Source organism: Stenotrophomonas maltophilia (assembly GCF_003970865.1).
In the GTDB taxonomy this organism is placed as follows: Bacteria; Pseudomonadota; Gammaproteobacteria; order Xanthomonadales; family Xanthomonadaceae; genus Stenotrophomonas; species Stenotrophomonas maltophilia_AR.
In genome coordinates, this window is sequence record NZ_RXLZ01000041.1 from 1 (window position 1) to 24,466 (window position 24,466).

23 protein-coding genes, 1 tRNA gene and 2 pseudogenes are annotated in these 24,466 nt (G+C 66.6%); 13 read left to right on the forward strand and 13 right to left on the reverse strand.

The window, feature by feature from the left end; genetic code table 11:
- Positions 1 to 61 precede the first annotated feature (61 nt).
- Both EKL94_RS14255 and EKL94_RS14260 read right to left on the reverse strand, forming a co-directional pair.
- On the reverse strand, positions 62 to 406 hold the full coding sequence (locus EKL94_RS14255) for a hypothetical protein (RefSeq protein ID WP_260473431.1): 345 nt from the start codon (positions 404 to 406) through the stop codon (positions 62 to 64).
- Between the two features lie 130 nt (positions 407 to 536).
- Complete coding sequence (locus EKL94_RS14260; protein ID WP_126929577.1) at positions 537 to 1,670, reverse strand: LysM peptidoglycan-binding domain-containing protein; 1,134 nt, start codon at positions 1,668 to 1,670, stop codon at positions 537 to 539.
- A 126-nt stretch (positions 1,671 to 1,796) separates the two neighbouring features.
- Here EKL94_RS14260 and def point away from each other — a divergent pair, with 126 nt between their 5' ends.
- The 4 genes from def (at position 1,797) to EKL94_RS14280 (ending at position 6,433) form a co-directional block, all read left to right on the forward strand.
- On the forward strand, positions 1,797 to 2,309 hold the full coding sequence (gene def / locus EKL94_RS14265; protein ID WP_008267110.1) for a peptide deformylase: 513 nt from the start codon (positions 1,797 to 1,799) through the stop codon (positions 2,307 to 2,309).
- Positions 2,310 to 2,429: 120 nt separating this feature from the next.
- Positions 2,430 to 3,353, forward strand: coding sequence for a methionyl-tRNA formyltransferase (fmt, locus tag EKL94_RS14270; RefSeq protein WP_126929578.1), 924 nt, complete (start codon positions 2,430 to 2,432; stop codon positions 3,351 to 3,353).
- 3 nt (positions 3,354 to 3,356) lie between these two features.
- Entirely contained in the window at positions 3,357 to 4,688 is a 1,332-nt protein-coding gene (gene rsmB, locus EKL94_RS14275; protein WP_126929579.1) for a 16S rRNA (cytosine(967)-C(5))-methyltransferase RsmB, read from the forward strand.
- A 23-nt stretch (positions 4,689 to 4,711) separates the two neighbouring features.
- Positions 4,712 to 6,433, forward strand: coding sequence for an ArnT family glycosyltransferase (locus EKL94_RS14280; protein ID WP_126929580.1), 1,722 nt, complete (start codon positions 4,712 to 4,714; stop codon positions 6,431 to 6,433).
- A gap of 18 nt (positions 6,434 to 6,451) precedes the next feature.
- On the opposite strand, the gene EKL94_RS14285 is transcribed toward EKL94_RS14280, so the two are convergent.
- Positions 6,452 to 7,573, reverse strand: a complete 1,122-nt coding sequence (locus EKL94_RS14285; RefSeq protein WP_126929581.1) for a glycosyltransferase family 4 protein — start codon at positions 7,571 to 7,573, stop codon at positions 6,452 to 6,454.
- 43 nt (positions 7,574 to 7,616) lie between these two features.
- Positions 7,617 to 8,435 (reverse strand): glycosyltransferase family 2 protein, encoded by an 819-nt coding sequence (locus EKL94_RS14290; RefSeq protein ID WP_126929582.1) that lies wholly within the window; start codon positions 8,433 to 8,435, stop codon positions 7,617 to 7,619.
- Here EKL94_RS14290 and EKL94_RS14295 point away from each other — a divergent pair.
- Positions 8,434 to 9,492 (forward strand): CDP-glycerol glycerophosphotransferase family protein, encoded by a 1,059-nt coding sequence (locus EKL94_RS14295; protein WP_126929583.1) that lies wholly within the window; start codon positions 8,434 to 8,436, stop codon positions 9,490 to 9,492. The genes EKL94_RS14290 and EKL94_RS14295 overlap by 2 nt on opposite strands.
- Positions 9,493 to 9,563: 71 nt before the next feature.
- Here EKL94_RS14295 and EKL94_RS14300 read toward each other — a convergent pair whose 3' ends face one another.
- From EKL94_RS14300 to EKL94_RS14315, 4 genes are all read right to left on the reverse strand, one after another.
- Positions 9,564 to 11,102, reverse strand: a complete 1,539-nt coding sequence (locus EKL94_RS14300; protein WP_126929584.1) for a PH domain-containing protein — start codon at positions 11,100 to 11,102, stop codon at positions 9,564 to 9,566.
- Positions 11,099 to 11,599, reverse strand: a complete 501-nt coding sequence (locus tag EKL94_RS14305) for a PH domain-containing protein (protein ID WP_010481194.1) — start codon at positions 11,597 to 11,599, stop codon at positions 11,099 to 11,101. Before EKL94_RS14305 ends, EKL94_RS14300 begins: the two co-directional genes overlap by 4 nt.
- 75 nt (positions 11,600 to 11,674) lie before the next feature.
- A complete protein-coding gene (ribA, locus tag EKL94_RS14310; RefSeq protein ID WP_126929585.1) occupies positions 11,675 to 12,808 on the reverse strand; it encodes a GTP cyclohydrolase II RibA in 1,134 nt (377 codons plus the stop codon).
- Between the two features lie 85 nt (positions 12,809 to 12,893).
- Positions 12,894 to 13,814, reverse strand: coding sequence for a lauroyl acyltransferase (locus tag EKL94_RS14315; RefSeq protein ID WP_126929586.1), 921 nt, complete (start codon positions 13,812 to 13,814; stop codon positions 12,894 to 12,896).
- Between the two features lie 61 nt (positions 13,815 to 13,875).
- Here EKL94_RS14315 and dtd point away from each other — a divergent pair, with 61 nt between their 5' ends.
- The 5 genes from dtd (at position 13,876) to EKL94_RS14340 (ending at position 18,286) form a co-directional block, all read left to right on the forward strand.
- The gene (gene dtd, locus EKL94_RS14320; RefSeq protein ID WP_049401012.1) at positions 13,876 to 14,316 is read left to right on the forward strand and encodes a D-aminoacyl-tRNA deacylase; all 441 of its coding nucleotides are present in this window, start codon (positions 13,876 to 13,878) and stop codon (positions 14,314 to 14,316) included.
- A gap of 90 nt (positions 14,317 to 14,406) precedes the next feature.
- A complete protein-coding gene (gene rpoD, locus EKL94_RS14325; protein ID WP_126929587.1) occupies positions 14,407 to 16,260 on the forward strand; it encodes an RNA polymerase sigma factor RpoD in 1,854 nt (617 codons plus the stop codon).
- A gap of 247 nt (positions 16,261 to 16,507) precedes the next feature.
- Complete coding sequence (yjjJ, locus tag EKL94_RS14330; RefSeq protein WP_126929588.1) at positions 16,508 to 17,908, forward strand: type II toxin-antitoxin system HipA family toxin YjjJ; 1,401 nt, start codon at positions 16,508 to 16,510, stop codon at positions 17,906 to 17,908.
- Between the two features lie 6 nt (positions 17,909 to 17,914).
- Complete coding sequence (locus tag EKL94_RS14335; protein ID WP_185830036.1) at positions 17,915 to 18,166, forward strand: hypothetical protein; 252 nt, start codon at positions 17,915 to 17,917, stop codon at positions 18,164 to 18,166.
- A 44-nt stretch (positions 18,167 to 18,210) separates the two neighbouring features.
- Positions 18,211 to 18,286, forward strand: a tRNA-Ile gene (locus EKL94_RS14340).
- A 69-nt stretch (positions 18,287 to 18,355) separates the two neighbouring features.
- On the opposite strand, the gene EKL94_RS14345 is transcribed toward EKL94_RS14340, so the two are convergent.
- Entirely contained in the window at positions 18,356 to 19,078 is a 723-nt protein-coding gene (locus tag EKL94_RS14345; protein WP_440086710.1) for a site-specific integrase, read from the reverse strand.
- Here EKL94_RS14345 and EKL94_RS14350 point away from each other — a divergent pair.
- Positions 19,065 to 19,703 (forward strand): annotated as a pseudogene (locus EKL94_RS14350) (contractile injection system protein, VgrG/Pvc8 family); the annotation flags it as partial. The gene EKL94_RS14345 and the pseudogene EKL94_RS14350 sit on opposite strands and share 14 nt — an antisense overlap.
- On the opposite strand, the gene EKL94_RS14355 reads toward EKL94_RS14350, so the two are convergent.
- From EKL94_RS14355 to EKL94_RS14370, 4 genes and pseudogenes are all read right to left on the reverse strand, one after another.
- Positions 19,700 to 21,094 carry a PIN-like domain-containing protein gene (locus EKL94_RS14355; RefSeq protein WP_126929590.1) on the reverse strand — a complete coding sequence of 465 codons (1,395 nt, stop codon included), beginning with the start codon at positions 21,092 to 21,094 and terminating at the stop codon, positions 19,700 to 19,702. The pseudogene EKL94_RS14350 and the gene EKL94_RS14355 overlap by 4 nt on opposite strands.
- Before the next feature lie 360 nt (positions 21,095 to 21,454).
- Positions 21,455 to 21,817: pseudogene (locus EKL94_RS14360) on the reverse strand (phage late control D family protein); the annotation flags it as partial.
- A complete protein-coding gene (locus EKL94_RS14365) occupies positions 21,814 to 22,212 on the reverse strand; it encodes a phage tail protein (protein WP_049401031.1) in 399 nt (132 codons plus the stop codon). The pseudogene EKL94_RS14360 and the gene EKL94_RS14365, both read right to left, overlap by 4 nt.
- Before the next feature lie 11 nt (positions 22,213 to 22,223).
- Positions 22,224 to 22,640 (reverse strand): hypothetical protein, encoded by a 417-nt coding sequence (locus EKL94_RS14370; RefSeq protein ID WP_260473432.1) that lies wholly within the window; start codon positions 22,638 to 22,640, stop codon positions 22,224 to 22,226.
- Between EKL94_RS14370 and EKL94_RS14375 the strand changes: the two genes are divergently transcribed.
- Positions 22,608 to 23,453, forward strand: coding sequence for a phage terminase large subunit family protein (locus EKL94_RS14375; RefSeq protein ID WP_126929591.1), 846 nt, complete (start codon positions 22,608 to 22,610; stop codon positions 23,451 to 23,453). The two genes, EKL94_RS14370 and EKL94_RS14375, sit on opposite strands and share 33 nt — an antisense overlap.
- On the forward strand, positions 23,453 to 24,463 hold the full coding sequence (locus EKL94_RS14380) for a phage portal protein (RefSeq protein ID WP_126929592.1): 1,011 nt from the start codon (positions 23,453 to 23,455) through the stop codon (positions 24,461 to 24,463). Before EKL94_RS14375 ends, EKL94_RS14380 begins: the two co-directional genes overlap by 1 nt.
- Positions 24,464 to 24,466 lie beyond the last annotated feature (3 nt).

Consider the following 24,466-nt stretch of genomic DNA (forward strand, 5'->3'; position numbering starts at 1 on the left):
TATATACGCATGCCTACTCCCCACTATCTCTCACTGCTGTACCATTGCATGTGCGTGTGTGTCATACCGGGTTAGGGGGGGTCGGGGGGAAGGGGGCAAGAGGATTGGGAGTCCGGCTCGTGGGCTCGGAGATTTGTATAAGGGACCGGAATGCCGGATCGGTGAAGGCCAGCAGGTGCCGGCTGTCGTCTTCCAGCCAGCGCCGTGCCACGGCCCAGGCCCTGGCGTCCGGGCGTTCCAGTGCGGCGCACTGCTCTGGCGTGCAGCCGTGCGCGCGCCAGTTCGCGGTGCCCTGCGCGATCGCGATTTCCGCGCTGCCCGCGGCCTGCAGCAGGGCCCGCCGTGGCGCCAGCGCGCCGCCTGCCATCAACAGGCGCAGCAGCGCCTCGTCAGCTTGGTTGGTCATCCCCCCACTATCGAGCGCATACAACAAAGGCGCCCTAGGGCGCCTTCGCATGTGGCTGTCAGACTTTGCCGGAGGTGCCTGCCGGCCAGCGGCCGGCACGACCTGCAGTGGCCGGGCAACCCGGGACTGGTTACTTCGCGTCCGGGTGCAGTGCGTTGAACCCCACGCGCACCGGCTTCACGCCCTGCATCACCAGCGCATAGCTGACGTTGTCGAAGGTACGGAACACCATGGCGTGCGCGGCGTATTCGTCCGGCAGCGAGACGCGGCCGGCGCCGGTGCTGAGCGAATCGTCCATGCGCGACGAGGTCGGGTACTTCATGCGGTGCGCCACGTGGCGGCCCGGGCGCCACAGCGAGAACACGGTGCCGTTGTCCACGCCCTGCGCGTGGCCTGCCGAGATCGCAATCACATCGCGCGGACCAGCGGCGGTGAACATGTCGGTGACGGCCAGCACGCGCACGTCGACGCCCTCGACACCGGCGGCCGGGACATGGGGGACGAACTGCAGGTCGTACGGCTTGGCCTCGACCGGGACCAGGCGGTCGCCGGCACGTACCTCGCGGCCGCCTTCGTTCTTGTCCAGCACCAGGGTGGATGCCTCGACCTTGCCGCTGGCGACACGGGTGATGGTGCCGGTGGCGACCTGGGCCAGCTCGTAGCCGAGCACGCCGCGGCGGTGGTTGGGGGCGTTGTAGGCCCGCCACAGGTTGCCGCTGCCCGGGGTGACGTCGCCGTTGGCGGTCAGGTCCTCGGTCGGCTTGGGCTGGGCGTAGCGCACGGTCGGGCGGACCACGGCCCAGCGCTGGCCCAGCTGGGCGTCAGCCAGGCGCACGTAGACCGCACTGCCGCTGGTGACGCGCAGGCGTTCTTCTTCCAGGCCGGCCACGTAGGGCAGCTGCTCGATGCTGTCGACCACGCTCAGCTGCTTCAGGAACGGCTCGACCTGGGCCAGCGGAATGGCATCGATCGGGGCTTCCTGGCGCGGGCCGGGCGTGGCAGCAACGGTCACCCGGTCCAGATAGGCCAGGCTGAGCACGTCACCGGGATAGATCAGGTGCGGATTGGCGATCTGCGGATTGGCCTGCCAGATCTCCGGCCACAGCCACGGCTTCTGCAGGAAACGTGCGGCGATATCCCACAACGTATCCCCTTTTCGGACCACATAGGTGTCCGGGTGCCCGCCATTCACTTCCACGGCGGTAGCATAGGCAGCCACGGTCAGCATCGCCGCGGCGACGACCGTACGAAAACGAAGCAACATAGGTGTGAAGCCCTGATTCCCCAACAGGTCCGCGCACTATAGTCCAGAAACCGGGGCGCAAGGCAAGCGTTGGAGCTAGAATCTGCGACGTATGCCGGCGTGCCGGCCCCCTATCCGGAAACAGCCATGGCCCTTCTCCCCATTCTCGAGTTCCCCGATCCGCGCCTGCGTACCAAGGCTGCGTTGATCGAAGCTGCCGAAGTCACCACGCCGGCCTTCCAGGAACTGATCGACAACATGTTCCTGACCATGTACGACGCCCCGGGCATCGGCCTGGCCGCCACCCAGGTGGACGTGCACAAGCGCTTCATGGTCATCGATGTCAGCGAAGAAAAGAATGAACCGCATGTGTTCATCAACCCGGAAATCGTCGCCAAGGACGGGGGCCGGGTGTACCAGGAAGGCTGCCTGTCGGTTCCGGGCATCTTCGCCGACGTGACCCGTGCCGATACCATCACCGTGAAGTACCTGGACCGCAACGGCCAGGAACAGCAGCTGGAAGCCGGCGAAGTGCTGGCCACCTGCATCCAGCACGAGATGGATCACCTGGACGGCAAGCTGTTCATCGACTATCTGTCGCCGCTCAAGCGCGAGATGGTGCGCAAGAAGCTGGCCAAGCAGCGCAAGCACGTGGCGTGATCGCCAATCCGGGCCGCCCTTCGGGTGGCCCGCGCCTGCGCGACGCGCGCGGGCTGTACGGCGCCGGCCGACGGCGCCGTTTTCTTTCCTGCACGAATCCATCCTGCAAGTGGGGTAGCCATGAGGATTGTCTTTGCCGGTACGCCGGAATTCGCGGTGTCATCGCTGCGCGCGGCTGCGCGCCACCATGAGGTCGTGGCCGTCTACACCCAGCCTGATCGTCCGGCCGGCCGTGGCCGTGGCCTGGCGCCGTCGCCGGTCAAGCTTGAAGCCGTGGCCCGTGGCATTCCGGTCTACCAGCCCGAGTCGTTGAAGGACGAGGCCGCCCAGCAGCAGCTGCGCGACCTGCAGCCGGACCTGATGGTGGTGGTGGCCTATGGCCTGATCCTGCCCAAGGCGGTGCTGGCCATTCCAACCCACGGCTGCTGGAACGTGCATGCCTCGCTGCTGCCGCGCTGGCGCGGTGCCGCGCCGATCCAGCGTGCGATCCAGGCCGGCGATGCAAAGACCGGCGTCTGCCTGATGCAGATGGAGGCCGGCCTGGATACCGGCCCGGTGCTGCTGCATCAGGAACTGCCGATTGCCGCCACCGATACCGGTGGCCAGCTGCATGACAAGCTGGCCGAACTGGGTGCGCAGGTGCTGTCCGATGGCCTGGGCCTGCTGCGGGCCGGCATCAAGCCGATCGCGCGGGCGCAGCCGGAGCAGGGCGTGACCTACGCGCACAAGCTGGACAAGGCCGAGGCGCGTCTGGACTGGGCGCTGGATGCAGGGGCGCTGGCACGCACCGTGCGCGCCTTCAATCCGTGGCCGATCGCCGAGGCGACGCTGGCTGGCGAGCGCGTGCGCATCCATGGCGCGGTGGCGCTGGATGAGGCCCACGGGCAGGTACCGGGCACGGTGCTGGCGGCCAGCCGCGATGGCATCGACATCGCCTGTGGCCAGGGCGCACTGCGCCTGCGTGTGCTGCAGCGGGAAGGTGGCAAGGCGATTACTGCGGCCGACTACCTCAACGCCCGCCGCGATCTGCGCGTGGGGGCATAAGCGGTGTCGAAGCAGAACGATTTCTCCGTCGCCAAGGCGGCGCCGGGCGCGGCCACGCGCATGCTGGCCGCACGTGTGCTGGCACAGGTATTCACCCGTGGCCGTTCGCTGAAGGCCGAACTGGCCTGGGCGCTGCCGAAGCTGGCCGACAGCCGCGACCGCGCGCTGCTGGAAGCCCTGTGTTTTGCCGTCCTGCGTCGCCGCAGCACCTATGACGCGGCGCTGCAGTCGTGGATGCAGAAGCCGCTGTCGGCGCGTGATGCCGACCTGCGCACGCTGCTGATGGTCGGGTTTGCCCAGCTGGACGTGCTGGAGCTGCCGGCGCACGCGGCACTGTCGGCCACGGTCGACGCAGCGCGTGCACTTGGCCGTGAGCGCCAGGCGGGCCTGGTCAATGCGATCCTGCGCCGCGCGCAGCGCGAAGGTTTCCCGGAACAGCCGGCGCGCGATGCCTTCCCGGAATGGCTGGCCGATGCGGTGGAACGCGATTGGCCGGCACAGGCCGACGCGATCTTCAGCGCCAGCCTGCAACCGGCACCACTGTGGTTGCGCGCCAACCGCCAGCAGGGCGGCCGTGACAAGGCACTGGCAGCGCTGGCCGAAGCCGGTATTGCCGCAGAAGCCAGTCCGCTCAGTGCCGACGCGTTGCGCCTGGCCTCTCCGGTTGCCGTGAATCAGCTGCCGGGTTTTGCCGAAGGCGCGATCTCGGTGCAGGACCTGTCGGCGCAGTGTGCGGCCGATGCGCTGGCCCCGGCGGCCGGTGCCCGCGTGCTGGACGCCTGCGCGGCACCCGGCGGCAAGTCGGCGCACCTGCTTGAGCGCGACCCCAGCCTGCGCCTGCTGGCGCTGGATATCGACGCGCGCCGTCTGGCCCGCGCACGCGATACCTACACCCGCACCGGCGTGGGCGAACATGTGCAGACCCTGGCTGCCGATGCCAGTGATCCCGGTGCCTGGTGGGATGGCGTGCCGTTCGACGCGATCCTGCTCGATGCGCCGTGCTCGGCGACCGGCGTGATCCGCCGCCAGCCGGATGTGATGTTCCACCGTCGCGCTGAAGACATCGATGCACTGGTCGGTGTGCAGGCGCGCCTGCTGGAAGCCTGCTGGTCGATGCTGCGCCCGGGTGGCGTGCTGCTGTATGCCACCTGCTCGATCCTGCGCGCCGAGAACATCGATCAGGTGCGTGCGTTCCTGAAATGGCATCCGGATGCCGTGGCGCAGCCGCTGGGCGACGCGTTCGGCGTGGATTGCGAAGGGGTGGCACGCCAGCGGCTGCCGGGTGAAAACGATGCTGACGGTTTCTTCTACGCGCGTCTGTTAAAAGCAGCCTGACCCCCGCTGCCGTTTCGAGTCCCATGCTGAAAACCCACGCGTCGCGCCAGACGTGGTTGTTGGTGGTGATGGCCCTGCTGGTGCTGGGGGCCGGCCTGGGCCTCCGTGATCCGTGGCCATCGGATGAGCCACGTTTCGCGCTGGTGGCCAAGCAGATGGTCGACAGCGGTTACTGGTTGTTCCCGCATCGCGGCCCCGAACTGTATTCGGACAAGCCGCCGATGCTGATGTGGTGGCAGGCCGCGCTGTACAGCCTGGTCGGCCACTGGCGGGTGGCGTTCCTGCTGCCCTCGCTGCTGGCCGCGCTGGGCACGCTGTGGTGCGTGGTCGATCTCGGCCGCCGCCTGTGGACGCGGCAGGTGGGGCTGTACGCGGGCTGGGCGCTGCTGTTCGCAGTGCACTTCACCTTCCAGGCGAAGAAGGCGCAGATCGATCCGCTGGTGGTGCTGTTCATCACCCTGGCCAACTACGGCCTGCTGCGCCATCTGCTGCTGGGCCCGGCCTGGCGCTGGTGGTGGCTGGGCTGGTTCTTCGCCGGCATCGGGGTGATCACCAAGGGCGTAGGCGTGCTGGCGCTGATGATGATCGCGCCGGCCGCAGTTGCATCCGTGCTGCACTGGCCGCGGGTGGGCCTGCACGTGCGCGACCTGCGCTTCTGGCTGGCACCGCTGGCCTTCCTGCTGGCGGTGTCGTTGTGGCTGGCGCCGATGCTGCTGGCCGGCCTGGCCACCGGCTCGGAGCCGTACCGCGCCTACATGGACGACATCCTGTTCCGGCAGACCGCACGGCGCTATACGCAGTCCTGGGACCATCACCAGCCGTGGTGGTACTTCCTGGCGATCATGCCGTCGATGTGGATCCCCGCGTTCCTGCTGCTGCCGTGGGCGCTTCCGGCCTGGTTCCGGCGGCTGCGCCGGCGCGATGCGCGCTACCTGCTGCCGTTGGCCTGGTGGCTGCTGGTCGTGCTGTTCTTCTCCATTCCGCACGGCAAGCGCGATGTCTACATCCTGCCGGCATTGCCGATGTTCTGCCTGGCGTTGGCGCCGTTGCTGCCGGGGCTGCTGAGGCGGCGCGATGTGCAGCGCGTGCTGGGCGCATTCACCGCGTTGCTGGCACTGGCACTGGGCCTGGCCGGTGCGCTGGCGCTGCTGGGTGATCCGGATCTCGAAGTGCGCCTCACCCATGGGCGCGGGTTGCTTCCCGGTGCCACCGATGCACTGGCCTGGGCGGCGCTGGCGATGGCGATCTGGTCGGCCTTGAGCCTGTGGGTGTGCGGGCGTCGGCGTCGGCACGTTGCCCTGGTCGCTACCCTGGCCGGGGTCTGGGTGCTGTACAGCCTGGTCGGTTATCCGGTGTTGAACGATTCCAGCTCGGCCCGTGGCCTGATGCGTGAGGTCAGCGCACGCATCGGTCCGCAGGCCGAGCTGGGACTGGTGGCATGGAAAGAGCAGAACCTGCTGATGGCCGATCGCCCGGTGGCCACCTTTGGATTCGAAGCACGTTGGCATCAACAGCTGCAGGCGGCCGTGCGCTGGCAGCGGCTGGTTCCGCAGCACCGCTGGCTGCTGGTGAACGAGGATGCGATGCAGGCCTGCATTGATCGTGCGCAGGCCGAAATGGCGGGCATTTCCAATCGTCGCCGCTGGTGGCTGGTGCCTGCCGACGCGGTCGCCGGCACCTGCCGGCCGTCGGCGGCGGAACTCGAGCACGAGCGCCGCCTGCAGGGGCCCGGCATCACCGATTGAGCGTTCGGGGAACCTGGCTCAGGTGCTGGCCAGGGCGGCGTGGTAGCTGGCCAGCGTGGCGTCGGCGAATGTCTGCAGGCCGAACTCCCGCTGTGCATGGCGGCGTGCTGCCCGGCCATGTTCCGGCAGCGCATCGCGCTGCGCGTACAGCGCCTGCACCTGTGCGGCGATGGCGTCGATGTCGCGGGTGGCAACCACCCAGCCATCGACGCCTTGTTCGATGTTCTCCGGCAGGCCCGCGTAGTCGCTGACCAGCATCGGCTTGGCGCTGGCCATCATCTCGCGGCAGGCGAAGGAGATCGTCTCGACGTCATGGGACAGCACGAAGCCAGCGTCGCCGGCCGCGATCAGTACGCGGGTATCGGCCAGCAGGCCGGTGAAGTGCACCTGCGCGGCCACCTCGCCCAGCGCCTGCACCTGGTCGCGCTGCTGTGCGCTGGGCAGGTGGCCGGCCACGGCCATGTGCACGTGCGGACGCACGGCATCGGGCAGCCGCGCGATGGCCTGGGCCAGGTCGATCCAGCCCTTGTAATCGTCGGTGCCGGCATTGCTGACCAGCACCAGCGCCTGTGGATCCTGCGTCCATTGCTGGCGCAGCGCGCTGCCGGTGCCGTCCGGCTGTGGCGAGTAGCGCTCCAGGTCGACGCCGTTGCGGACCACGTCGATCGGGCAGTGACGGTAAGGGCCCTGTTCCAGCAGGCGCTTGGTGTCGGCCGAGACCGCGATCAGCCGATCGGTGGCCCAGCGTGCGCGCAGCGCATTGCCGAAGGTGTTGGTGGGTTTGCTGTTGTGCTTGGTCAGCACGATCGGCGGGCGGCGCATGCCGAGCAGCCCCTGCATCACGAAGCGGTGGTCGCGTGCACCGTTGACGTGGATCAGGTCGATGCCTTCATCGCGCACCAGCCTGCGCAGCGCGCGCTGTTCGGCCAACTGCCGGGGCAGTGTTGGCAGGCCGCTGCCGAACGCAATCGGCAGTGTGCGGGCAATGCCTTCATCGGCCATGGTCCGCAGCAGGCGGCTGTCGGCCGGCGCGGCGACATGGAGCGTGTGCTGGCCGTGCAGTGCACGCGCCAGCGAGACGATGTACGTGGTGTGGCCGCCACCGTCGCCATAGTGGAAGTTGGTGTACAGGATTTTCATGGGGGGTCTTCAGGCAACGCCCGCGCAGTGTGACACAGCGTGGTCACGGCCGGTCCGCGGAAGGCGCCGGGTCGGCCACTGCCTGTCCATTGCCCAGCATCCACAGCATGATGGTCTTCTGCCGCACGTAGTTGGCGCGTACGTAGGCGTAGACCAGGCCATGCCAGCCGTCGCGGAAGCCGCCACGGAACAGGAAGCCGCGCCAGAACCGCCAGGCCGGCGCCAGCACCAGCTTGCCCAGCGTGGCCCGCTTGCCGCGTGCGAACTCGTGCTCGGCCATCATCCGCGCGTATTTCTCGGTCTTGGCCAGCTGCTGCTGCAATGACCGGTACGGGAAGTGGATCAGGTCACCGCGCAGGGTGCCCACACTGCCGTCGACACTGGCCGCCTCGTGGATCTCGCGCTTGCCGCGCCAGCCGCCCTGGCGGCGGTCGAACAGGCGCATTACCCGGTCCGGGTAGGCGTTGCCGTGGCGCAGGAACTTGCCGAAATACTCCGACAGGCGGGCGAAGCGGAAGCCGGCGTGGCCGCTGAAGCCGCCGTCACGGGCCTGCTCGATGGCCGCGCGCAGCTCCGGGCTGATGCGCTCGTCGGCATCCAGGCACAGCACCCAGTCGTGGCTGGCCTGCTCCACGCAGAACGCCTTCTGGCTGCGGAAACCCTCGAACGCGCGCTGCAGCACGCGGGCGCCGGCGGCCTCGGCGATGGCCACCGTGGCATCGGTGGACTGCGAGTCCACCACCACGATCTCATCGCAGAAGGCCAGCGAGGCCAGGCAGTCGCCGATGCGCCCAGCCTCGTTGAACGCGATAATGCACGCCGAGATGCGAGGCCGTTCGATGGGAGCGGTCGTGGAGGACATGATGGCCGGGTACCTGTTGTTTGCGACGGAGCGCTATGCGCTGCCTATTCTCGCCCCGTTGGCGCAGGCCTTGCACGCGTCCGGGCAGGAGGTGGCGGCCTGGTTCGTGGACGGCGCGGCCGGCAGCAGCCTGCCGGGGGTGCCCAACGTGGGCCTGAAGCAGGCCCTGGCAATGCGTCCGCGGGCGGTGTTCAGCGCGGCCAACTGGGTGCCGACCTTCCTTTCGGGGGCCAAGGTGCAGCTGTTCCATGGCTTCAACGTGGAGAAGCGGGACAGTGCGCGCGGCCACTTCCGGGTGCGCGGCATGTTCGACCTGTACTGCACGCAGGGCCCGGCCACCACCGCGCCGTTCCGCGAGATCGCCAGCCTGCAGGGCCACTTCGCCGTGGCCGAGACCGGCTGGCCGAAGCTGGACCCGCTGTTCCGCGATGACGGCGGCGAGGGCTCCGCGTTGCGCGCACCCGCCGGCGATCGCCCGGTGATCCTGTTCGGCTCGACCTTCACTGAACGGCTGAGTGCGGCCCCGCACCTGCACGCGCAGATCGCCGCCGATATCGCCGCCGGTGACCACTACTGGCTGCTGACCCTGCACCCGAAGTGCCCGCTGGAACTGTTCGAACGCTACCGCGCGCTGGCCGGTGCCAATGCCCGCTTCATCGAGCCGGAGCAGGTGATGGCCGCGCAGCGCGCCGCCGATGTGCTGGTGTCGGATACCTCGTCGATCGTTTCGGAGTTCATCGTCCAGCACAAGCCGGTAGTGACCTTCCGCAACCGCGTGCCCAAGCCGCACATGATCGACTTCGATGATCCTGCGCAGCTGCAGGCGATGCTGCAGCGCGCGCTGCACCCGGATGCAGCGTTGCAGGCCGAGATCGTGCGCTACGCCGACGCCATCCACCCGTACCGCGATGGCCTGTCCAGCGAGCGCGTGATCACGGCCACCGAGGATTTCCTGTCAGGCGAGATGGGCGCGCTGCGGCGCAAGCCGTTCGGCAGCTGGATGCGTGATCTGCAGATCCGCAAGGACCTGGGCTATTGGGGCCCCTCGCAGCGGTAAGCCGAGCATCGGCTCGGCTCTACAGTAGATCCACGCCATGCGTGGATGCGTGACCCCGCTCGCGGTAGTGCTTACCAGCGCAGCTTGCGCCGCGCCAGCGCTGCCGCCAGCTGTTCCATCACCTGTTGCGCCTGTGCCTGCGGCAGATGGTGCAGGGTCAGCGCCACATCGCCATGCGCGCCGGCGGTATCCAGCTGCAGGCTGCTGGTGCCCAGCAGCCTGTCCAGCGGCGAGCGCTGCAGGCGCAGGCCCTGCACCTTGTCCAGCTCGGCCCAGCGCCACCAGCGCTTCCACCAGCCGCCGCGCACCGCCACATAGTGTTCGTCCAGGTACCAGCCCATGCGTGCCATCTGCCGGTGCGCGACCAGCAGCGCCACTGGCAGCCACGCCAGCACCAGCAGGCCCCATGGCCCCCACCGCCAGTACGCGGCCGCAGCCAGCAGCGGCACCAGCACCAGTGCGCCCAGGCACAGCCGCCACCAGCCGCGCTGCGGAATGGACTGCCACTGTGCCGGCGGCCATTGCAGTTGAGGCAATAAATGCTGCACCAGCTGCGTGCAGCGCTCGCTCGACGCCAGTGGCGCGAGTTCGCGCAGGGCGCGGTCCTCATCGCGCGCAGGGCCACCGGCGGCGCTGTCGATGCGCAGCTGGCGCAGCCCGAACCAGCGATGCAGGGTGGTTTCGCGCAGGGTCCAGGCCTGGATGCGGCGACGCGCGACACTGCTGCGGGTGCGGCTGAGCAGGCCGGCCGAGACGGTCAGGCGGCGGTCCTGCTCGCTGAGGGTGAAGCCGTGGTAGCGCAGCAGGGTCAGCACCACCGACAGCGCACGCAGCGCCAGCCATCCCAGCAGCAAGGCTGCGGCCAGCAGCAGGAAGGCGCCGGCCACGCCGGGATGCAGGTGGCTTGCATAGCCGAAGGCTTCCCGGCCGCCACGCTGGATGGCATCGTCCATCACCGGTCGCGGCACGGTCTGGAACAGCACACCGAAGGCGGCGATCGCCAGCGCCCAGCCACGGTTGGAGAGCAGGCCCATGCGCACCACGTCCCAGCTCGACAGGTGCAGCAGCACCTGTTCGGTGTCGGCATCGGTGATCGAGGGGGCGGCGACAACGTCGGCGGCCTGCGGCGCCTGCCCGCGCTGGCGGACCAGCCGTTCCAGCGCCAGCGCCTGGTCCAGCTTCAGCACCCGCATTTCCGCTTCCGGGCGCACGCCACCGGCCGATTCCAGGCGCAGCTCGGCCACACCGAACAGGCGGTGCAGCGGGTTCTGCCTGACCTCCACGTTGTGGATGCGCGCGAATGGAATCTCGCGCCGGTTGCGCGCGAGCAGGCCGCTGCGCACGGTGATCGCATCACTGCCGATACGGTAGCGGTAGCTGAGGTACTGCAGCACCGAGACCAGTACCAGTGCGGCAATCGCCGTCAGCGGAATCAGCTGGGCCCACATCGGGTCGCGGTCGCCGCGCTGGCCGAACACCAGCAGCGCGACCAGCGGCAGGAAATAATGGCGCAACTGCATCAAGAGTACGAACAGCCACGACCACGGATGCAGTCGGTGGTCCTCGCCACCGGCGGGCAGTGCTGCAGGCAGAGGCGGTGGCAGGCTCACAGGGCGTCGGCGTCCTGGTCGAGCTGGTGGGACAGGGTATCGCGCAGGCGCTCGGCGTCCGCCTCGTCCAGGCCGCTCACGGTCACTGCGCTCATGCGGGTGCCGGCGGTGTGCACGATCAGCGTGGCCAGCCCGGCGCGGCGTTCCAGTGGTCCGCGGCGCAGGTCCAGGTGCTGCACGCGCGACAGGGGAATGCGTGTTTCCAGCTGCCACATCAGGTCACGGCGCAGGCCCAGGCCCTGTGCGTCCAGCCGCCAACGGGTGCGAACCAGGCGGCGGTGGCCGAGCCATGCGCCACATGCAGCCCCCACCAGCAGCCCGAGGGCTGCGACCCACACACCGCCGGGCAGATCGAAGAACCACCATGCAGCGGCCAGCGGCAGGCCCGGCACAAACAGGCCGCCGAAGGCGCCTTCCAGTGCGGCCAGCCGCGCGGCGCGGCGCGGCAGCGACTGCCAGGCATCGGTGGGCGGAGCAGTAAGGGGAACGTCGGTCACGCGGGCTCCGTCAGGTGGCAGGGCGGGCGGTGGCGGCCGTGGCCGCACCGCGCAGACGGTAGCAGGTCGGCTGCGTTACTGGGCAGCCTGGATCAGCGCGTCCACATCCAGCATATGGCCGGCACGATCGGCCTTGGTACGCAGGTAGTGTTCGTTCTCGGCGGTGATCTCGCCGGTGACCGGAATGCAGTCCAGCACTTCGATGCCGGCATTGCGCAGGCGCTGCGCCTTGGTCGGGTTGTTGCTGAGCAGGGCCACGCGCGAAATGCCGAGGCCACGCAGCATGGCCACCGCGCTGCCGTAGCGGCGCTCGTCGGCACCGAAGCCCAGCTGTGCGTCGGCGTCGATGGTGTCCAGGCCGTCGTGCTGGTAGCCGTAGGCGCGCATCTTGGCGGCAATGCCGGTGCCACGGCCTTCCTGGTCCAGGTACAGCAGCACGCCACCGCCCAGCTCCTTCAGCTTGCGCAGGCCACGCCGCAGCTGGTCACCGCAGTCGCACTTGAGCGAGCCGAACAGGTCACCGGTCAGGCACGAGGAGTGCACGCGCACCGGCACCACCGCCGACAGGTCCGGTTCGCCGACGATGATCGCGACCTGGTCACGCTGGGCGACGCCACCACGGAACACCGCGAACGTGGTCATGCCAACATCGCGCAGCGGTACCGGCGAACGCGCCACCAGTTCGTAATCATGCGCGGCATGTGCTGCGCCCTCGGCGAGGTCGCACAGCGCCACCTCGGCCGCGCCCTCGAAGGTGCGGTCTTCGGCGTCCAGGCGCACCGCCACCATGGCCGGCAGCAACAGGCCGAGGCGGGCCAGTTCCACCGCGCCTGCATCGAAGGCGTCACCGGCGCTCCAGCCGTCCGGCATCGGGCCCGGTTCGCGCAGGTAGCCCAGCGAGGGCAGGGCATCGAAGGCAACACCGGCCAATGGCAGGCGCGCACCTTGCGGGGCCTCCACGCCAAGCACGCGGGCGCGGGTGGTGGTCAGGAACAGGTAATGCCGCTCGCGGGCGGCATTGGCGAAGGCGGCGAAGCTGCTGGCCGTGGCGCTGTCCAGCGCGATCACCGCCAGGCGCTGGCCCTGGTCATCGTGGAGCAGCACCGGGCGACCGGCACGCAGTTCGGCAACCGCGCGCTCGCAGCGGATCGCGGCCGGATCGCCGAACAGGGAAGAAGCAGACATGGCAGGACCGGGGGAGGCGGACATCGCAGTCTCTATGGGGGCGCCGGCGCCGTATTCAACGTGGTGCGGCCGCCGGTCGCAGGGGCCGGCGGCCTGAGTGGAGCGGCCGTCAGTGGGGATGTTCTTCGGTCGCGTAGGGGTCTTCCTCGCCACTGCCCGGTGGCCGCAGCGTATAGCGCTTGTAGGTCCACTGGTACTGCGCCGGGTCGCGACGGGCGATGCGCTCGATGCCGGCATTGAGCGCGGTGGCGGCCACCTGCGGGTCCGGGTCGGCCACGGCCGGGTCGGTCGGCTCTATGTGCAGGGCGAACTCCATGTCCGGCCCGATGCGCTCGCACCAGCCATACAGCACGGTGGCGCCGGTGCGCTCGGCCAGCCGGTTGACCAGGGTCATGGTCAGCGCCGGCACGCCGAAGAACGGCACGAACACGCCATCGCCGGCCTTGGGCTGCTGGTCGGGCAGGATGCCGGTGGCACCGCCGTCCTTGAGCACCTTGAACAGCTGGCGTACGGCCGGGCCCTCGGCACGCACCTGCTGTACGTTCTGGCCGCCCCGCACCAGCTGCAGGAAGGCATCGCTGGCCTCGTCCTCCGGTGGCTTGTAGACGATGGCGATCTGCCCGCGCGAGGCCAGCCACTGGTTCAGCAGCTCCCAGTTGCCGAAGTGCGGCGCCGCCACGATCACGCCCTTGCCGCTGGCCAGCGCCGCGTCGTACAGGGCCTCGCCGTGGCGCTGCTTCAGGTGCAGGCGCAGGTTGTCGGCCGGCGCCTGGCTCCACAGTCGCAGGGTCTCGATGGCCTGCAGGGCGGTGGAGCGCAGCAGCTCCCGGTGCAGGCGGTCACGCGCGGCGCCGTCCAGGTGCGGGTAGGCCAGTTCCAGGTTGCGCCGGGTGACGCGGCTCTCACGGGCGTTGAGACTGATCCAGGTCCAGGACAGGGCACGGGCGATTCCCCGCAGCAGCGGCCAGGGCAGGCGGGCGAACAGGGTGGTGGCGCGGTAGACCAGCCGGGCTTTGCGTTGCGGATTCATCGGCGCCAGTTTAGCCAAGGGCGCTGCTATCGTGGCCGGCCCCGTTCATTAGGAGCCCACGATGCTCGTCCTGATCCAGCGTGTCAGCCAGGCTGCCGTCCACGTCGATGATGAAGCGGTCGGCCAGATCGGCCCGGGTCTGCTGGCGCTGGTGGGCATGGAGCCGGGCGATACCGAGGCCCAGCTGCGGCGCATGGCCGAGCGCCTGCTGGGCTACCGGGTGTTCGCCGACGAGGCCGGGAAGATGAACCGGTCGCTGCGCGACACCGGAGGCGGCCTGCTGCTGGTCAGCCAGTTCACCCTGGCGGCGGATACCCGCTCGGGCATGCGGCCCAGCTTCACCAGCGCCGCACCGCCGGACGAGGCTGAACGCGGGTTCAATCGGTTTGTCGAGATCTGTCGTGAAAATCACGCGCCAGGGGTGGAAACGGGCCGATTTGGTGCCCATATGGTCGTCAGCCTGGTCAATGACGGTCCCGTGACCTTCCTTCTCAGGCCCTAGGCCGCCGGGACCACCGCCCGGCAGGCGGGGCCCCGGGCTGGTATAATGCTACGTTCCCTATTTCTCCCTAGCCGGTGGCGCGAGCACTACATGGCCAACGAACGTCCTGCCCAATCCGAAATCAAGCAACTGATCAGCAAGGGCCTGGAACAGGGCTACCTGACCTACGCCGAAGTCAATGACCATCTGCCGGACGACATGGTCGACCCGGAACAGATCGAAGACATCATCGGCATGATCAACGGCATGGGCATTGATGTCCATGAAGTTGCGCCGGATGTGGAAACCCTGCTTCTCAACGACGGCAACACCGGTAACCGCGAAGTCGATGACACCGCGGCCGAAGAAGCTGCCGCCGCGCTGAGCGCGCTCGACACCGAAGGTGGCCGTACCACCGACCCGGTGCGCATGTACATGCGCGAAATGGGCACCGTCGAGCTGCTGACCCGCGAAGGCGAAATCGCCATCGCCAAGCGCATCGAGGAAGGCCTTTCGCAGGTCCAGGCTGCCCTGGGCCAGTTCCCGGTCTCGGTCGAGTCGCTGCTGACCGACTACGAAGCCCACAAGGAAGGCAAGAAGCGCCTGGCCGAAGTGATCGTCGGCTTCAACGACCTGGCCGATGAAGTGCCTGCGCCGGCCGCAGCTGCCACTGATGACAGCGACGATGCCGACGCCGATGGCGACGAGGACGAGGACGATGATGTCGAGGGTGGCGAGGAAGAAGCCGCACCGACCGGTCCGGACCCGGAGGAAGTCGCTGCGCGCATGCAGGCGCTGAGCGATGCCTTCAATGCCTTCAAGAAGGCTGCGGCCAAGGGTGACAAGAAGAATCTGCTGAAGCTCCGCGAGGAGATGTCGGCGGTGTTTGTCACCCTGAAGCTGCCGCTGCCGCTGACCGACGTGCTGACCAAGCAGCTGCGCGACACCATGGCCGGCATCAAGGCCCATGAGCGCCGCGTGCTGAACCTGGCCACCGTCACCGCCCGCATGCCGCGCAAGGACTTCATCCGTTCCTGGGAAGGCAACCAGACCAACCTGGAGTGGGTGGAAGACGCACTGAAGCGCAAGCAGAAGTGGTCTTCGGCCCTGCGCGAAGTGAAGGACCAGATCATCGCCGAACAGCAGGCGACGATCGACATCGAGAAGCTGACCCAGCTGGACCTGGAAGAGCTGAAGGAAATCAGCCGTGCCATGGCCTACGGTGAAGCCAAGGCGCGCAAGGCCAAGAAGGAAATGGTCGAGGCCAACCTGCGCCTGGTGATCTCGATCGCCAAGAAGTACACCAACCGCGGCCTGCAGTTCCTCGACCTGATCCAGGAAGGCAACATCGGCCTGATGAAGGCCGTGGACAAGTTCGAGTACCGCCGCGGTTACAAGTTCTCGACCTACGCCACCTGGTGGATCCGCCAGGCGATCACCCGCTCGATTGCCGACCAGGCACGCACCATCCGTATTCCGGTGCACATGATCGAGACGATCAACAAGTTGAACCGCATTTCCCGCCAGATGCTCCAGCAGTACGGCCGCGAGGCTACGCCGGAGGAGCTGGCCAAGGAAATGGACATGCCGGAAGACAAGATCCGCAAGGTGATGAAGATCGCCAAGGAGCCGATCTCGATGGAAACCCCGATCGGCGACGACGAGGATTCCCATCTGGGCGACTTCATCGAGGACACCAACGTGGAGTCCCCGATCGAGAACACCACCAACATCAATCTGTCTGAAACCGTGCGCGACGTGCTGGCCGGCCTCACACCGAGGGAAGCCAAGGTGCTGCGCATGCGCTTCGGCATCGACATGAACACCGACCACACGCTGGAAGAGGTCGGCAAGCAGTTCGACGTGACCCGCGAGCGCATCCGCCAGATCGAAGCGAAGGCCCTGCGCAAGCTGCGTCACCCGAGCCGCTCGGAGCAGCTGCGCAGCTTCCTGGATATCGATTGATTTCCAGCGGCTGTTGAAGCGTTGAGAGAAACCCCGCTTCGGCGGGGTTTTTCTTTGGGTAGCGCCGGGCCGTGGCCGGTGGAATTTATGAGGAATTCGCAATTTTTACGTAACATTATTCTTGATGTCTCTCCCTGCATTCTTCACAAAAATCCTTGAGAAACAGTGAGTTTGAATCTTATTTCGGCTTGCTGTCCGCGCTCTTTTGCGATAAATACGTAACACTATTTGTCTCCAAGGCCCGCCCATGGCCCGCCACGCGCTCCTGAGACCCCAGGACCTGATCGCCCAGCTTCCCCCCGGCCACCCACAGCCGGCGGCCGCGTTGGCCGAGCGCCTGGGCGTGAACCGCATGGCCCTCAGCCGCCTGGTCGCGGCCAGTGGCGATCAGGTCGTGCGGCTGGGGCAGACGCGCGCCACCGCCTATGCGCTGCGCCAGCCCTCGCGCGTGGGCAGCGAATGGCCGCTGTACCGCCTGCGCGAAGACGCCACGCTGGAAGAGCTGGGCCGGCTGATCGCGCTCAGTGGCGACACCTTCCACGTGGACGCCAGCCGTGCCCGGTCCAACCTGCTGCGCGCGCCCGACGGCGATATAGCCGCCTTCTTCCCCGGTCTGCCGTGGTATCTCGATGACCTGTGCCCGCAGGGCTTCCTCGGCCGCAGCTTCGCGCATGGCCGTGCGCGCGGCTTGGGCCTGCCTTCGGATCTGACCCGCTGGCAGCGCGACGACGTGCTGGTGGCGCTGGTGCAGGGCGGCGGAACCGAGATCGGCGACCTGCTGCTGGGCGCTGATGCCGTGCAGGCGGCCCTGGCCGCGCTGGATGCACCGCCTGATCGCGTGGCTGCACGCGACCGGCCGCAGCAGTACCCGCAACGCGCACGCGCCGCGCTGGCCGGCGAAGACGTGGGTTCATCGCCTGGGGGCGAGCAGCCCAAGTTCACCGCCACGGTGGAAAGCGAAGGCGGGCGTCGCGCGGTGATCGTGAAGTTTGCCCAGCCCGATGGCGGCGAGGCTGCGCAGCGCTGGGCCGACCTGCTGGTGTGCGAACACCTCGCACTGGAAACCCTGCGCGCCGCTGGTGCGGATGCCGCCAGTAGTGAGTTGCTGCAGACGCCCACGCATACCTTCCTGGAAGTGACGCGCTTCGACCGCAGCACCGATGCGCTCGGTCGCCGTGGCTTCGTTTCGCTGCTGTCGATCTCGGCCGCGTTTACCGGCGAAGCGACGCTGGAATGGCCGCGCGCGGGGGCGCAGCTGCAGGCGTTGGGCTGGCTGTCTGCCGAGACCGTGCGGGCCATGGCGCGGCTGCATGCGTTTGGTCGGTTGATCGGCAACAGCGACATGCACCAGGGCAACATCGGTTTCCATTTAGTCGATCGTGGCCCGCTGCCGTTGGCGCCGGCCTACGACATGTTGCCGATGTCGTTGGCACCGTCGCGGTTGGGTGTGCTGCGGCAGGATGTGGTGCTGGAGGCTGTGGCGCCGCGTGAGAGCGGCGAACTGGAGCATCTGCGCTGGGCGGCGCCGCTGGCCAGTGAGTTCTGGGAGCGCGTTGCGGGCGATGCGCGGGTGCGGTCGGACGGATTGCGCGCGCTGGCGAGGGAGAATGCCGGGCGGGTCAGGGCGATGGGGGCGCGGTTCGGGTGATATCGAGTGACGCATGAGGTGCTGCAGGATGAGCGCGAGGATCGGCTGGGGTTTGCCCGACGTACGACGTATGCGTTGCTGACGCTGTCTGGCCCGGGATTGGTCGAGGGATTTGGCGGCAGCAACCAGCCGGGACTGGAAGCAGCGAGAAGGACTGTGGCCCTGTTCCAGGCGCATCTGCGGCAGATGCAGTACTTCGCGGAGATTGCCGAGGTGCGACTGGAGCAGGTGGCCAAGGCGCTGGCTGTTGGTGCCTGAGTAGCGGGCTAGGGGCGCGCTCAACTACACTGTGACGCTGCGCCGGGCCTATAGCTCAACGGTTAGAGCAGGGGACTCATAATCCCTTGGTTCCAGGTTCGAATCCTGGTGGGCCCACCATAAAAAACAGGCACTTAGGCTTCTGCCTAAGTGCCTTTTTTGCGCCGCCGGGAAAATGCCCGGGAAAATTCAGCGCTTGCGCGGTGGTTTCACGACTGGCACGTCGTGATCGTAGCGCCCCGTCGTGGTCGGTGATTTGTGCCCGGCCGCGTCCTGCTTGTCGCCACGGTTGCCCTCGGTGTCGGTAATGCCCCGGTGCTTGAGACCGTGCATCGAGAACCGCTCGTCTTCCTCAATCACTCCCTCGCTCATTGCCATGCGAATGAAGCGTTGCCAGGCACTGGACATTGAAGACCGGGCGATAGGGTTGCCTGTCTGTTCCACCAAGAGGAAGCGCTGCTCCGGCCTGATGGGCACAGGGAAGTTGCGACCCTTGCGGTTCCAGATCGCGTTACGTCGAGTGACCAGCGCCTCCCATGCCTCGATCATTTCCTCGTTCCATTCCGTGACTGATGCGCGCGATCCCTTCCGTCGTTCGCCGTGTACGCCCTGGTCCAGGCGGTGGGCGTCGGTAAGGGGGCAGACTTCGATGCCGCGCAGACGCGCACTGAAAGCCAGCACCATCGCCGGGGCGATGTATGCCGGGCAGCTGCCCTTTGTATGAGGGCGCCGGGCGCCACGCTCACGCGCGAAGGCAAGCACCTTCGCGAAAGCATCCGGGGTTGGCATCTTGTGCTCGCGTGCTTCCTTCGCCTGTCTAACGCCTTGTGCCGGGTTGCTCTTGCAGTAGCCGTGCCGGACTCCCCACGCCAAGGTGCGACGCAGGTAGCGGAACTGGTGGTTGGGCGACATTCTCGGCGCCATTGCCGGCGAGCATTCGCTGCGCACATCCGTAGCCGCGGATCTGGCCGGCGTTGCCATTGCCCACCTCGATCAAGCCAACGAGAGCGATATCAACCTGCTCACACGCCTGGGTAAACGCTTCGACGCCGTGGCCACGGTGAAGGCCGGCACGCTGATCTTCGCGCCCATCGGTGCAGGCACCACAGCCAGCGGCCAGCCACTGCCTGGCGTGCAGATCACGCGGGCTTCGGGTGACCAGCACCGCTACAGCGTCGCCGACCGCGAGAAGTTCACCGGCGTGCGCGCCTATTGGGGCGACCGCAAGTCGGCACGCCGCACAGGCGTGCTGGTGGGCAAGGCGGACAACGAAAAGAAGCTGCAGCCGACCTATGCCACCGCGCAGGAAGCGCGGCAGCACGCCGAGGCTGAGTTCAAGCGACTGGACCGTGGCACCGCGCAACTGAGTTATCGGCTCGCCGTTGGACGCGCCGATATCTACCCGGAGCAGACGGTTAACGTCAGTGGCTTCAAACCCGAAATTGATGGCACCGACTGGCTGGTGGCCAAGGCCACGCACACCATCGACGCCAGCGGCGGTTTCACTACTGCGCTAGAGCTTGAACGTGGCTCTTAAAAAGAGAAACTTGCCATCAGCTCGAGTCCTTCACCGTCCGGTGCGAGAAGGCATGTCCAGATCGTGACCTCGTCAAAATTACGCGTTCTGCGTAGAGCGTCCTTGATAAAATGCAGTGAGCGATCCGTTTCCATGAGATTTGGCCGATCAGCGTACATTACATAGACATCTAGAGTTCTCAATTCAAGACGCTTGTTCAGATCTTGCAGAATCTCAGCGATAGCCGAACTGGCTAAGAATGGATTCCTCCATATCGCGTCGTGGGAAGTAAGAATTACAGCGTGCTCTGGCCGATCCGAAGCTGTTCCAACAGAGAATCCGTCTAGGACTGTGTAAGGGGTCAAATCCATCTCGGCGAGCACAAGGAGGTGGGTCGAAACATCGAACGGAGGCCTCAGCTTGCTCAGTACCGATATCGGTCCAGGCAGCACAGTAGCGGAAAGAGCCGCTGCCGCCTTGTCGGCCATTGATACGTCCGTGATCGCCTCCTCCGAGACATTGATCCCCAATCGTTCGCTTGCCACCTCCATGAACTCCTGCAGGTGATACATCCAGAACAGATCTACTTGTCCGTCCCGACGGATCTCTTCGGCAAGCTCCTGTAGCGGTCCTTGAGTAATCGCCTCGCTGCTCGCCGGATCGGATACGCGGCACCACCAATCCTCCTTGTTGTCTTGGGTGACGAAGACCACCTTCTTTATGCCCTCCTTTGCCGCGTGCTGGATGATCTGCTTCCAGAGGACGAGATCTCCGTACTCACTCTCAAAGGTGAGACCTCCTGCGAAGAATTTTGGGGAGGGTGAGTTAGCCTTCTTCGCGTCCTTGTAGCCCGGCCCCATCTGCAGCGCAAATCGTGAGGCGCCCTGCTTGTACCATCCTGTAAGCACTTCTTGACTTTCGGGTGGGGCTCCTACCTTGTCCCCGATGAGCGCGTCGATCGCTTCCCTAATGAAGTCATCGGCCGCAGGGGAGAGCTGATCAGCGATAGCGTCGTGCACGTCGTCACGAATCCGCTTCACCTGTGTTTGAATCTCGGTCAATGCAGCTGGTATCCGCCGTAGTCCTCGCTTCTCTGGCTGCGCAGCCAGGACGGCCCGCTCAAACTGTTCGTGGGCTTTCTCAATGTCGCTAAGCAACCGCCTTGACGCAGAGAAGGCATCGCGAATGACACCTAGGCGACGGCGTTGGTACTCGATGCCAACCTGGTGGGGAATCCAGAGACGATCTTTCAGGCTTTCAAGGATGGACAGAAGAAGGGTTCGCGTTGATGCGGGAACACGATAGAGGTGGAGGAGAATGTTTGTATCAAGCACGACCAACGTCCCTTCCTGCCAGAGCGCGTCGAGCTCAGCCTGAGTGGGCCGGTAGTAGCCTGGGAATCTTCCTTTCATCGCTGAATTCCACCGTCTTATCGATTGCACGGATACTAGCGCTGAGGCGTATCGATCGGTAGTGCACAGTTGCCGTCACGCATTTTGCGCTGGGGGGATGAACTGCCCTTGCAAGTCCGTTTGATTGTGCGTTGAACCCACCCGGTCAATCTGGGCTTCACATAACGAGTCAGCGCGCCAGCGGCAAAGAACAGTGCCGCGTGCCCTAGCGACGAGCCGCATACGTCGGCGACCGCTTGCACTGGATAAGTCGCTTGCCAGATTGCCAGCGCGATCAGCGCAGTGGACAAAGGGCGCCCCGTTTCCGTGGGCGCCCTGTCTGTTTCGTTCTGCGCGAAGCGGTGATGCTCCGCGTGTGGGCAGGGTGGTGTCGTGCCAGCTGCGCTCGCGCCGGCGGCGAACCGCGCCGGTCAGATCCGCCGAACGCGCCCGAATCGTGATGATGTCGGGCGAGCCGCTATGTTCTACGTCATCGACCTTGAAGGTGCCCTTGTCGAACAGGCCGCTACCCTCGTAGCCAATGGCCACCTGCAGGGTGACGCCCCGGCGGGGCAGGGCCAGCCTGCCGTCATGGTCGTGCACGCGCAGATCGACCTGGTCGGCTTCGTCGCCACGGCTTTCGGTCAGCGACAGATCCAGCAGACGCGGGGCCAGCCGTTCGGTCAGATCCACGCCGTCGAGGACAACCCGCCACGCGGGGATCGGGTACGGGCTGGCCCTCATGCGATGGCCTCGCTTGCGCCGTCGTCGTCGCGTTCCAGCTGCATCTGGAAGTCGATCAGGCGCGGGGTGCCGTCGCTGAACAGCTCGCGTCGCGTCTCGCTGAGGCTGGTCAGCAGGTAGGCGCCATAGACGCGGCCAGTGCCCTCCACCAGCGCCTGCGGCTTGCCCTGGTCGGCCAGCTCGCGCAGCTTGTCCAGCACCTGCAGGTCGGTGGCCAGTTCGCCGGCGATGGTGCCCTGCAGGCTGATGGTGTCATCGCCCGGCCCGACGTATTGCCGGGCGGCGCGGGCGCCCACGCGGTCGCTGCTGGCGTGGCGCCAGGTCATCTGGCGCTGCAGTTCGCCGTAAGCGGCGGTGGAAAGGGAAAACACGAATGTGCCCCAGGTCATCATCATGGCGGTGGTCCTCAGTCGCTGAGCCGGGCGCCACGTCGGGTGGCCTTGTCGCGCTCGATCTGTTCAATGGCCTGCCGCACCAGATCCGCGATTTCGCGGGAGTCGGCGCCGGACGGCGGTTGGATGTTGATGGCGTAGCTGGAAGCGCCTGTGCTGCCCGCTGCGGGCTGCGCAGCTGCCGGGGCAACCACCGGGGCAGCTGCGGCCATCACGGGCAGCGCAGCGGCGCCCAGCGCGAATCCGGCCGATGCCTGGCGCAACCTGTCGCGGCTGGCCGTGGCGCGGGCGGTGTCGGTGTTGTTGCCCAAGCGCGCGATGCGCTGCTCGCGCAGCTGGTCCAGTCGGGTGAGGCGTTCGACTTCTGGACGGGCGAGCGTTTCAACAAGGGACGTTCGGTGTCCCAGCAGATCCAGATGGATGTGAGCCACGCGCGGCTGATGGGCGGGCGCCGCTGTGAAGACGCCATGTGGCGCCAGATCGTGACTGTGCTCGATGCGGCTGGTCGGGGCTGCGACCTGTTCGATATCGAGGAACTGCGCCGCGACTACAGCGCAGAGGAATTCGCCAATCTGCTGATGTGCGAGTTCGTAGACGACAGCGCGAGCATCTTCCCGCTCACGATGCTACAGACGTGCCAGGTCGATAGCTGGGTGGATTGGGCCGACGACTTCAAACCGCTTGCCATTCGCCCATACGGCGACCGCGCGGTGTGGATCGGGTATGACCCGGCCGAGACAGGCGATAGCGCCGGCATCGTGGTGGTGGCTCCGCCGCTGGTGCCCGGTGGCAAGTTCCGGGTACTGGAACGCCATCAGTTCAAGGGTATGGACTTCGCAGCTCAGGCCGCTTTCATCCAACAGATCACCCTGCGGTATTGGGTGACCTATATCGGCATCGACGCAACCGGCATGGGCACCGGCGTGGCCCAGCTGGTGCGCCAGTTCTTCCCTGGCGTGACGATCTTCAACTACTCCCCCGAGGTGAAGACCCGGCTGGTGTTGAAGGCGTTCGATGTCATCAAGAACGAGCGACTGGAATACGACGCGGGTTGGACCGACCTCACGCAGTCGCTGTTGGCGATCCAAAAGACCATTACCCCGAGCGGGCGCCAGGTCACCTACACGGCTGGGCGCTCGCGCACCACAGGCCACGCCGATCTGGCGTGGGCACTCATGCACGCACTGCAGAATGAACCGCTGGAAGGCGGTACCGCTGCACGCAGCACCATGGAGATTTGCTGATGACTGACCCCGACCAGGGCACTCCCGTGACCGCGCCTGCCGGCATTGAGGCGTTCACCTTCGGCGACCCCACGCCCGTGCTGGACTCTCGCGGCATCCTCGACTACCTCGAATGCTGGCGCAACGGGCGGTACTTCGAACCACCGGTGGATCTGCACGGGCTGTCGCGCACCACCCGCGCAAACCCGTATCTCCACAGCGGGCTGACGTTCAAGCGCAACATGCTGGTGAGCACGTTCAAGCCGCACAAGCTGCTGAGCCGTGAGGCGTTCGCACAGCTGGCACTGGACTACATCACCTTTGGCATGGTCTACGTTGAGCGCCGCCGCGCTATGTCCGGTGTCAATCACTCCCTGGCGGTGCCGCTGGCCAAGTACGTGCGCCGAGGCGTGGAGTCGGGCGAGTTCTTCCAGATCAGGGCCGGCAAGATCGAGCATGAGTTTGCTCGCGGCGATGTGTTCCAGCTGCGCGAGGCAGATGTTGACCAGGAGATTTACGGGCTACCGGAATGGATGCCGGCAGTTCAGTCGGCCCTGCTGAATGAATCGGCGACGTTGTTCCGCCGGAAGTATTACAACAACGGCTCGCATGCCGGGTTCATCCTGTACCTGACCGACTCCCTGACCGAGAAAGACGACGTGGATGGGATCCGAAACGCGCTGCGCGAGTCACGCGGACCGGGCAATTTCCGCAACCTGTTCCTGCATTCGCCGGGCGGGAGTAAGGATGGCCTAAAGCTGATTCCCGTAAGCGAGGTTGCGGCGAAGGATGAATTCACCGGCATCAAGAGCGTGACCCGTGATGACATGCTGGCCTCCCTGCGCACACCGCCCCAGCTGCTGGGCATCGTCCCGCAGAACAGTGGCGGGTTTGGCTCGATCCGCGAGGCGGCGACCGTTTGGACTGCGATGGAACTGTCGCCTCTGCAGACGCGGCTGACCGCGCTCAACGAATGGCTGGGCGATGAGGTGATCCGCTTCAACCCCTTCGAGCTGGGAGCGGCTGCGTAATTA

Bases quoted from the DNA above. Each gene is read 5' to 3' on its own strand.
- dtd (WP_049401012.1), top strand. From the start codon at position 13,876: ATGCTCGTCCTGATCCAGCGTGTCAGCCAGGCTGCCGTCCACGTCGAT.
- rpoD (WP_126929587.1), top strand. From the start codon at position 14,407: ATGGCCAACGAACGTCCTGCCCAATCCGAAATCAAGCAACTGATCAGC.
- EKL94_RS14345 (WP_440086710.1), bottom strand. From the start codon at position 19,078: ATGTCGCCCAACCACCAGTTCCGCTACCTGCGTCGCACCTTGGCGTGG.
- EKL94_RS14380 (WP_126929592.1), top strand. From the start codon at position 23,453: ATGACTGACCCCGACCAGGGCACTCCCGTGACCGCGCCTGCCGGCATT.
- EKL94_RS14260 (WP_126929577.1), bottom strand. From the start codon at position 1,670: ATGTTGCTTCGTTTTCGTACGGTCGTCGCCGCGGCGATGCTGACCGTG.
- def (WP_008267110.1), top strand. From the start codon at position 1,797: ATGGCCCTTCTCCCCATTCTCGAGTTCCCCGATCCGCGCCTGCGTACC.
- fmt (WP_126929578.1), top strand. From the start codon at position 2,430: ATGAGGATTGTCTTTGCCGGTACGCCGGAATTCGCGGTGTCATCGCTG.
- EKL94_RS14365 (WP_049401031.1), bottom strand. From the start codon at position 22,212: ATGATGATGACCTGGGGCACATTCGTGTTTTCCCTTTCCACCGCCGCT.
- EKL94_RS14355 (WP_126929590.1), bottom strand. From the start codon at position 21,094: ATGAAAGGAAGATTCCCAGGCTACTACCGGCCCACTCAGGCTGAGCTC.
- EKL94_RS14255 (WP_260473431.1), bottom strand. From the start codon at position 406: ATGACCAACCAAGCTGACGAGGCGCTGCTGCGCCTGTTGATGGCAGGC.
- EKL94_RS14315 (WP_126929586.1), bottom strand. From the start codon at position 13,814: ATGAATCCGCAACGCAAAGCCCGGCTGGTCTACCGCGCCACCACCCTG.
- EKL94_RS14290 (WP_126929582.1), bottom strand. From the start codon at position 8,435: ATGTCCTCCACGACCGCTCCCATCGAACGGCCTCGCATCTCGGCGTGC.
- yjjJ (WP_126929588.1), top strand. From the start codon at position 16,508: ATGGCCCGCCACGCGCTCCTGAGACCCCAGGACCTGATCGCCCAGCTT.
- EKL94_RS14280 (WP_126929580.1), top strand. From the start codon at position 4,712: ATGCTGAAAACCCACGCGTCGCGCCAGACGTGGTTGTTGGTGGTGATG.
- EKL94_RS14285 (WP_126929581.1), bottom strand. From the start codon at position 7,573: ATGAAAATCCTGTACACCAACTTCCACTATGGCGACGGTGGCGGCCAC.
- EKL94_RS14295 (WP_126929583.1), top strand. From the start codon at position 8,434: ATGATGGCCGGGTACCTGTTGTTTGCGACGGAGCGCTATGCGCTGCCT.
- ribA (WP_126929585.1), bottom strand. From the start codon at position 12,808: ATGTCCGCCTCCCCCGGTCCTGCCATGTCTGCTTCTTCCCTGTTCGGC.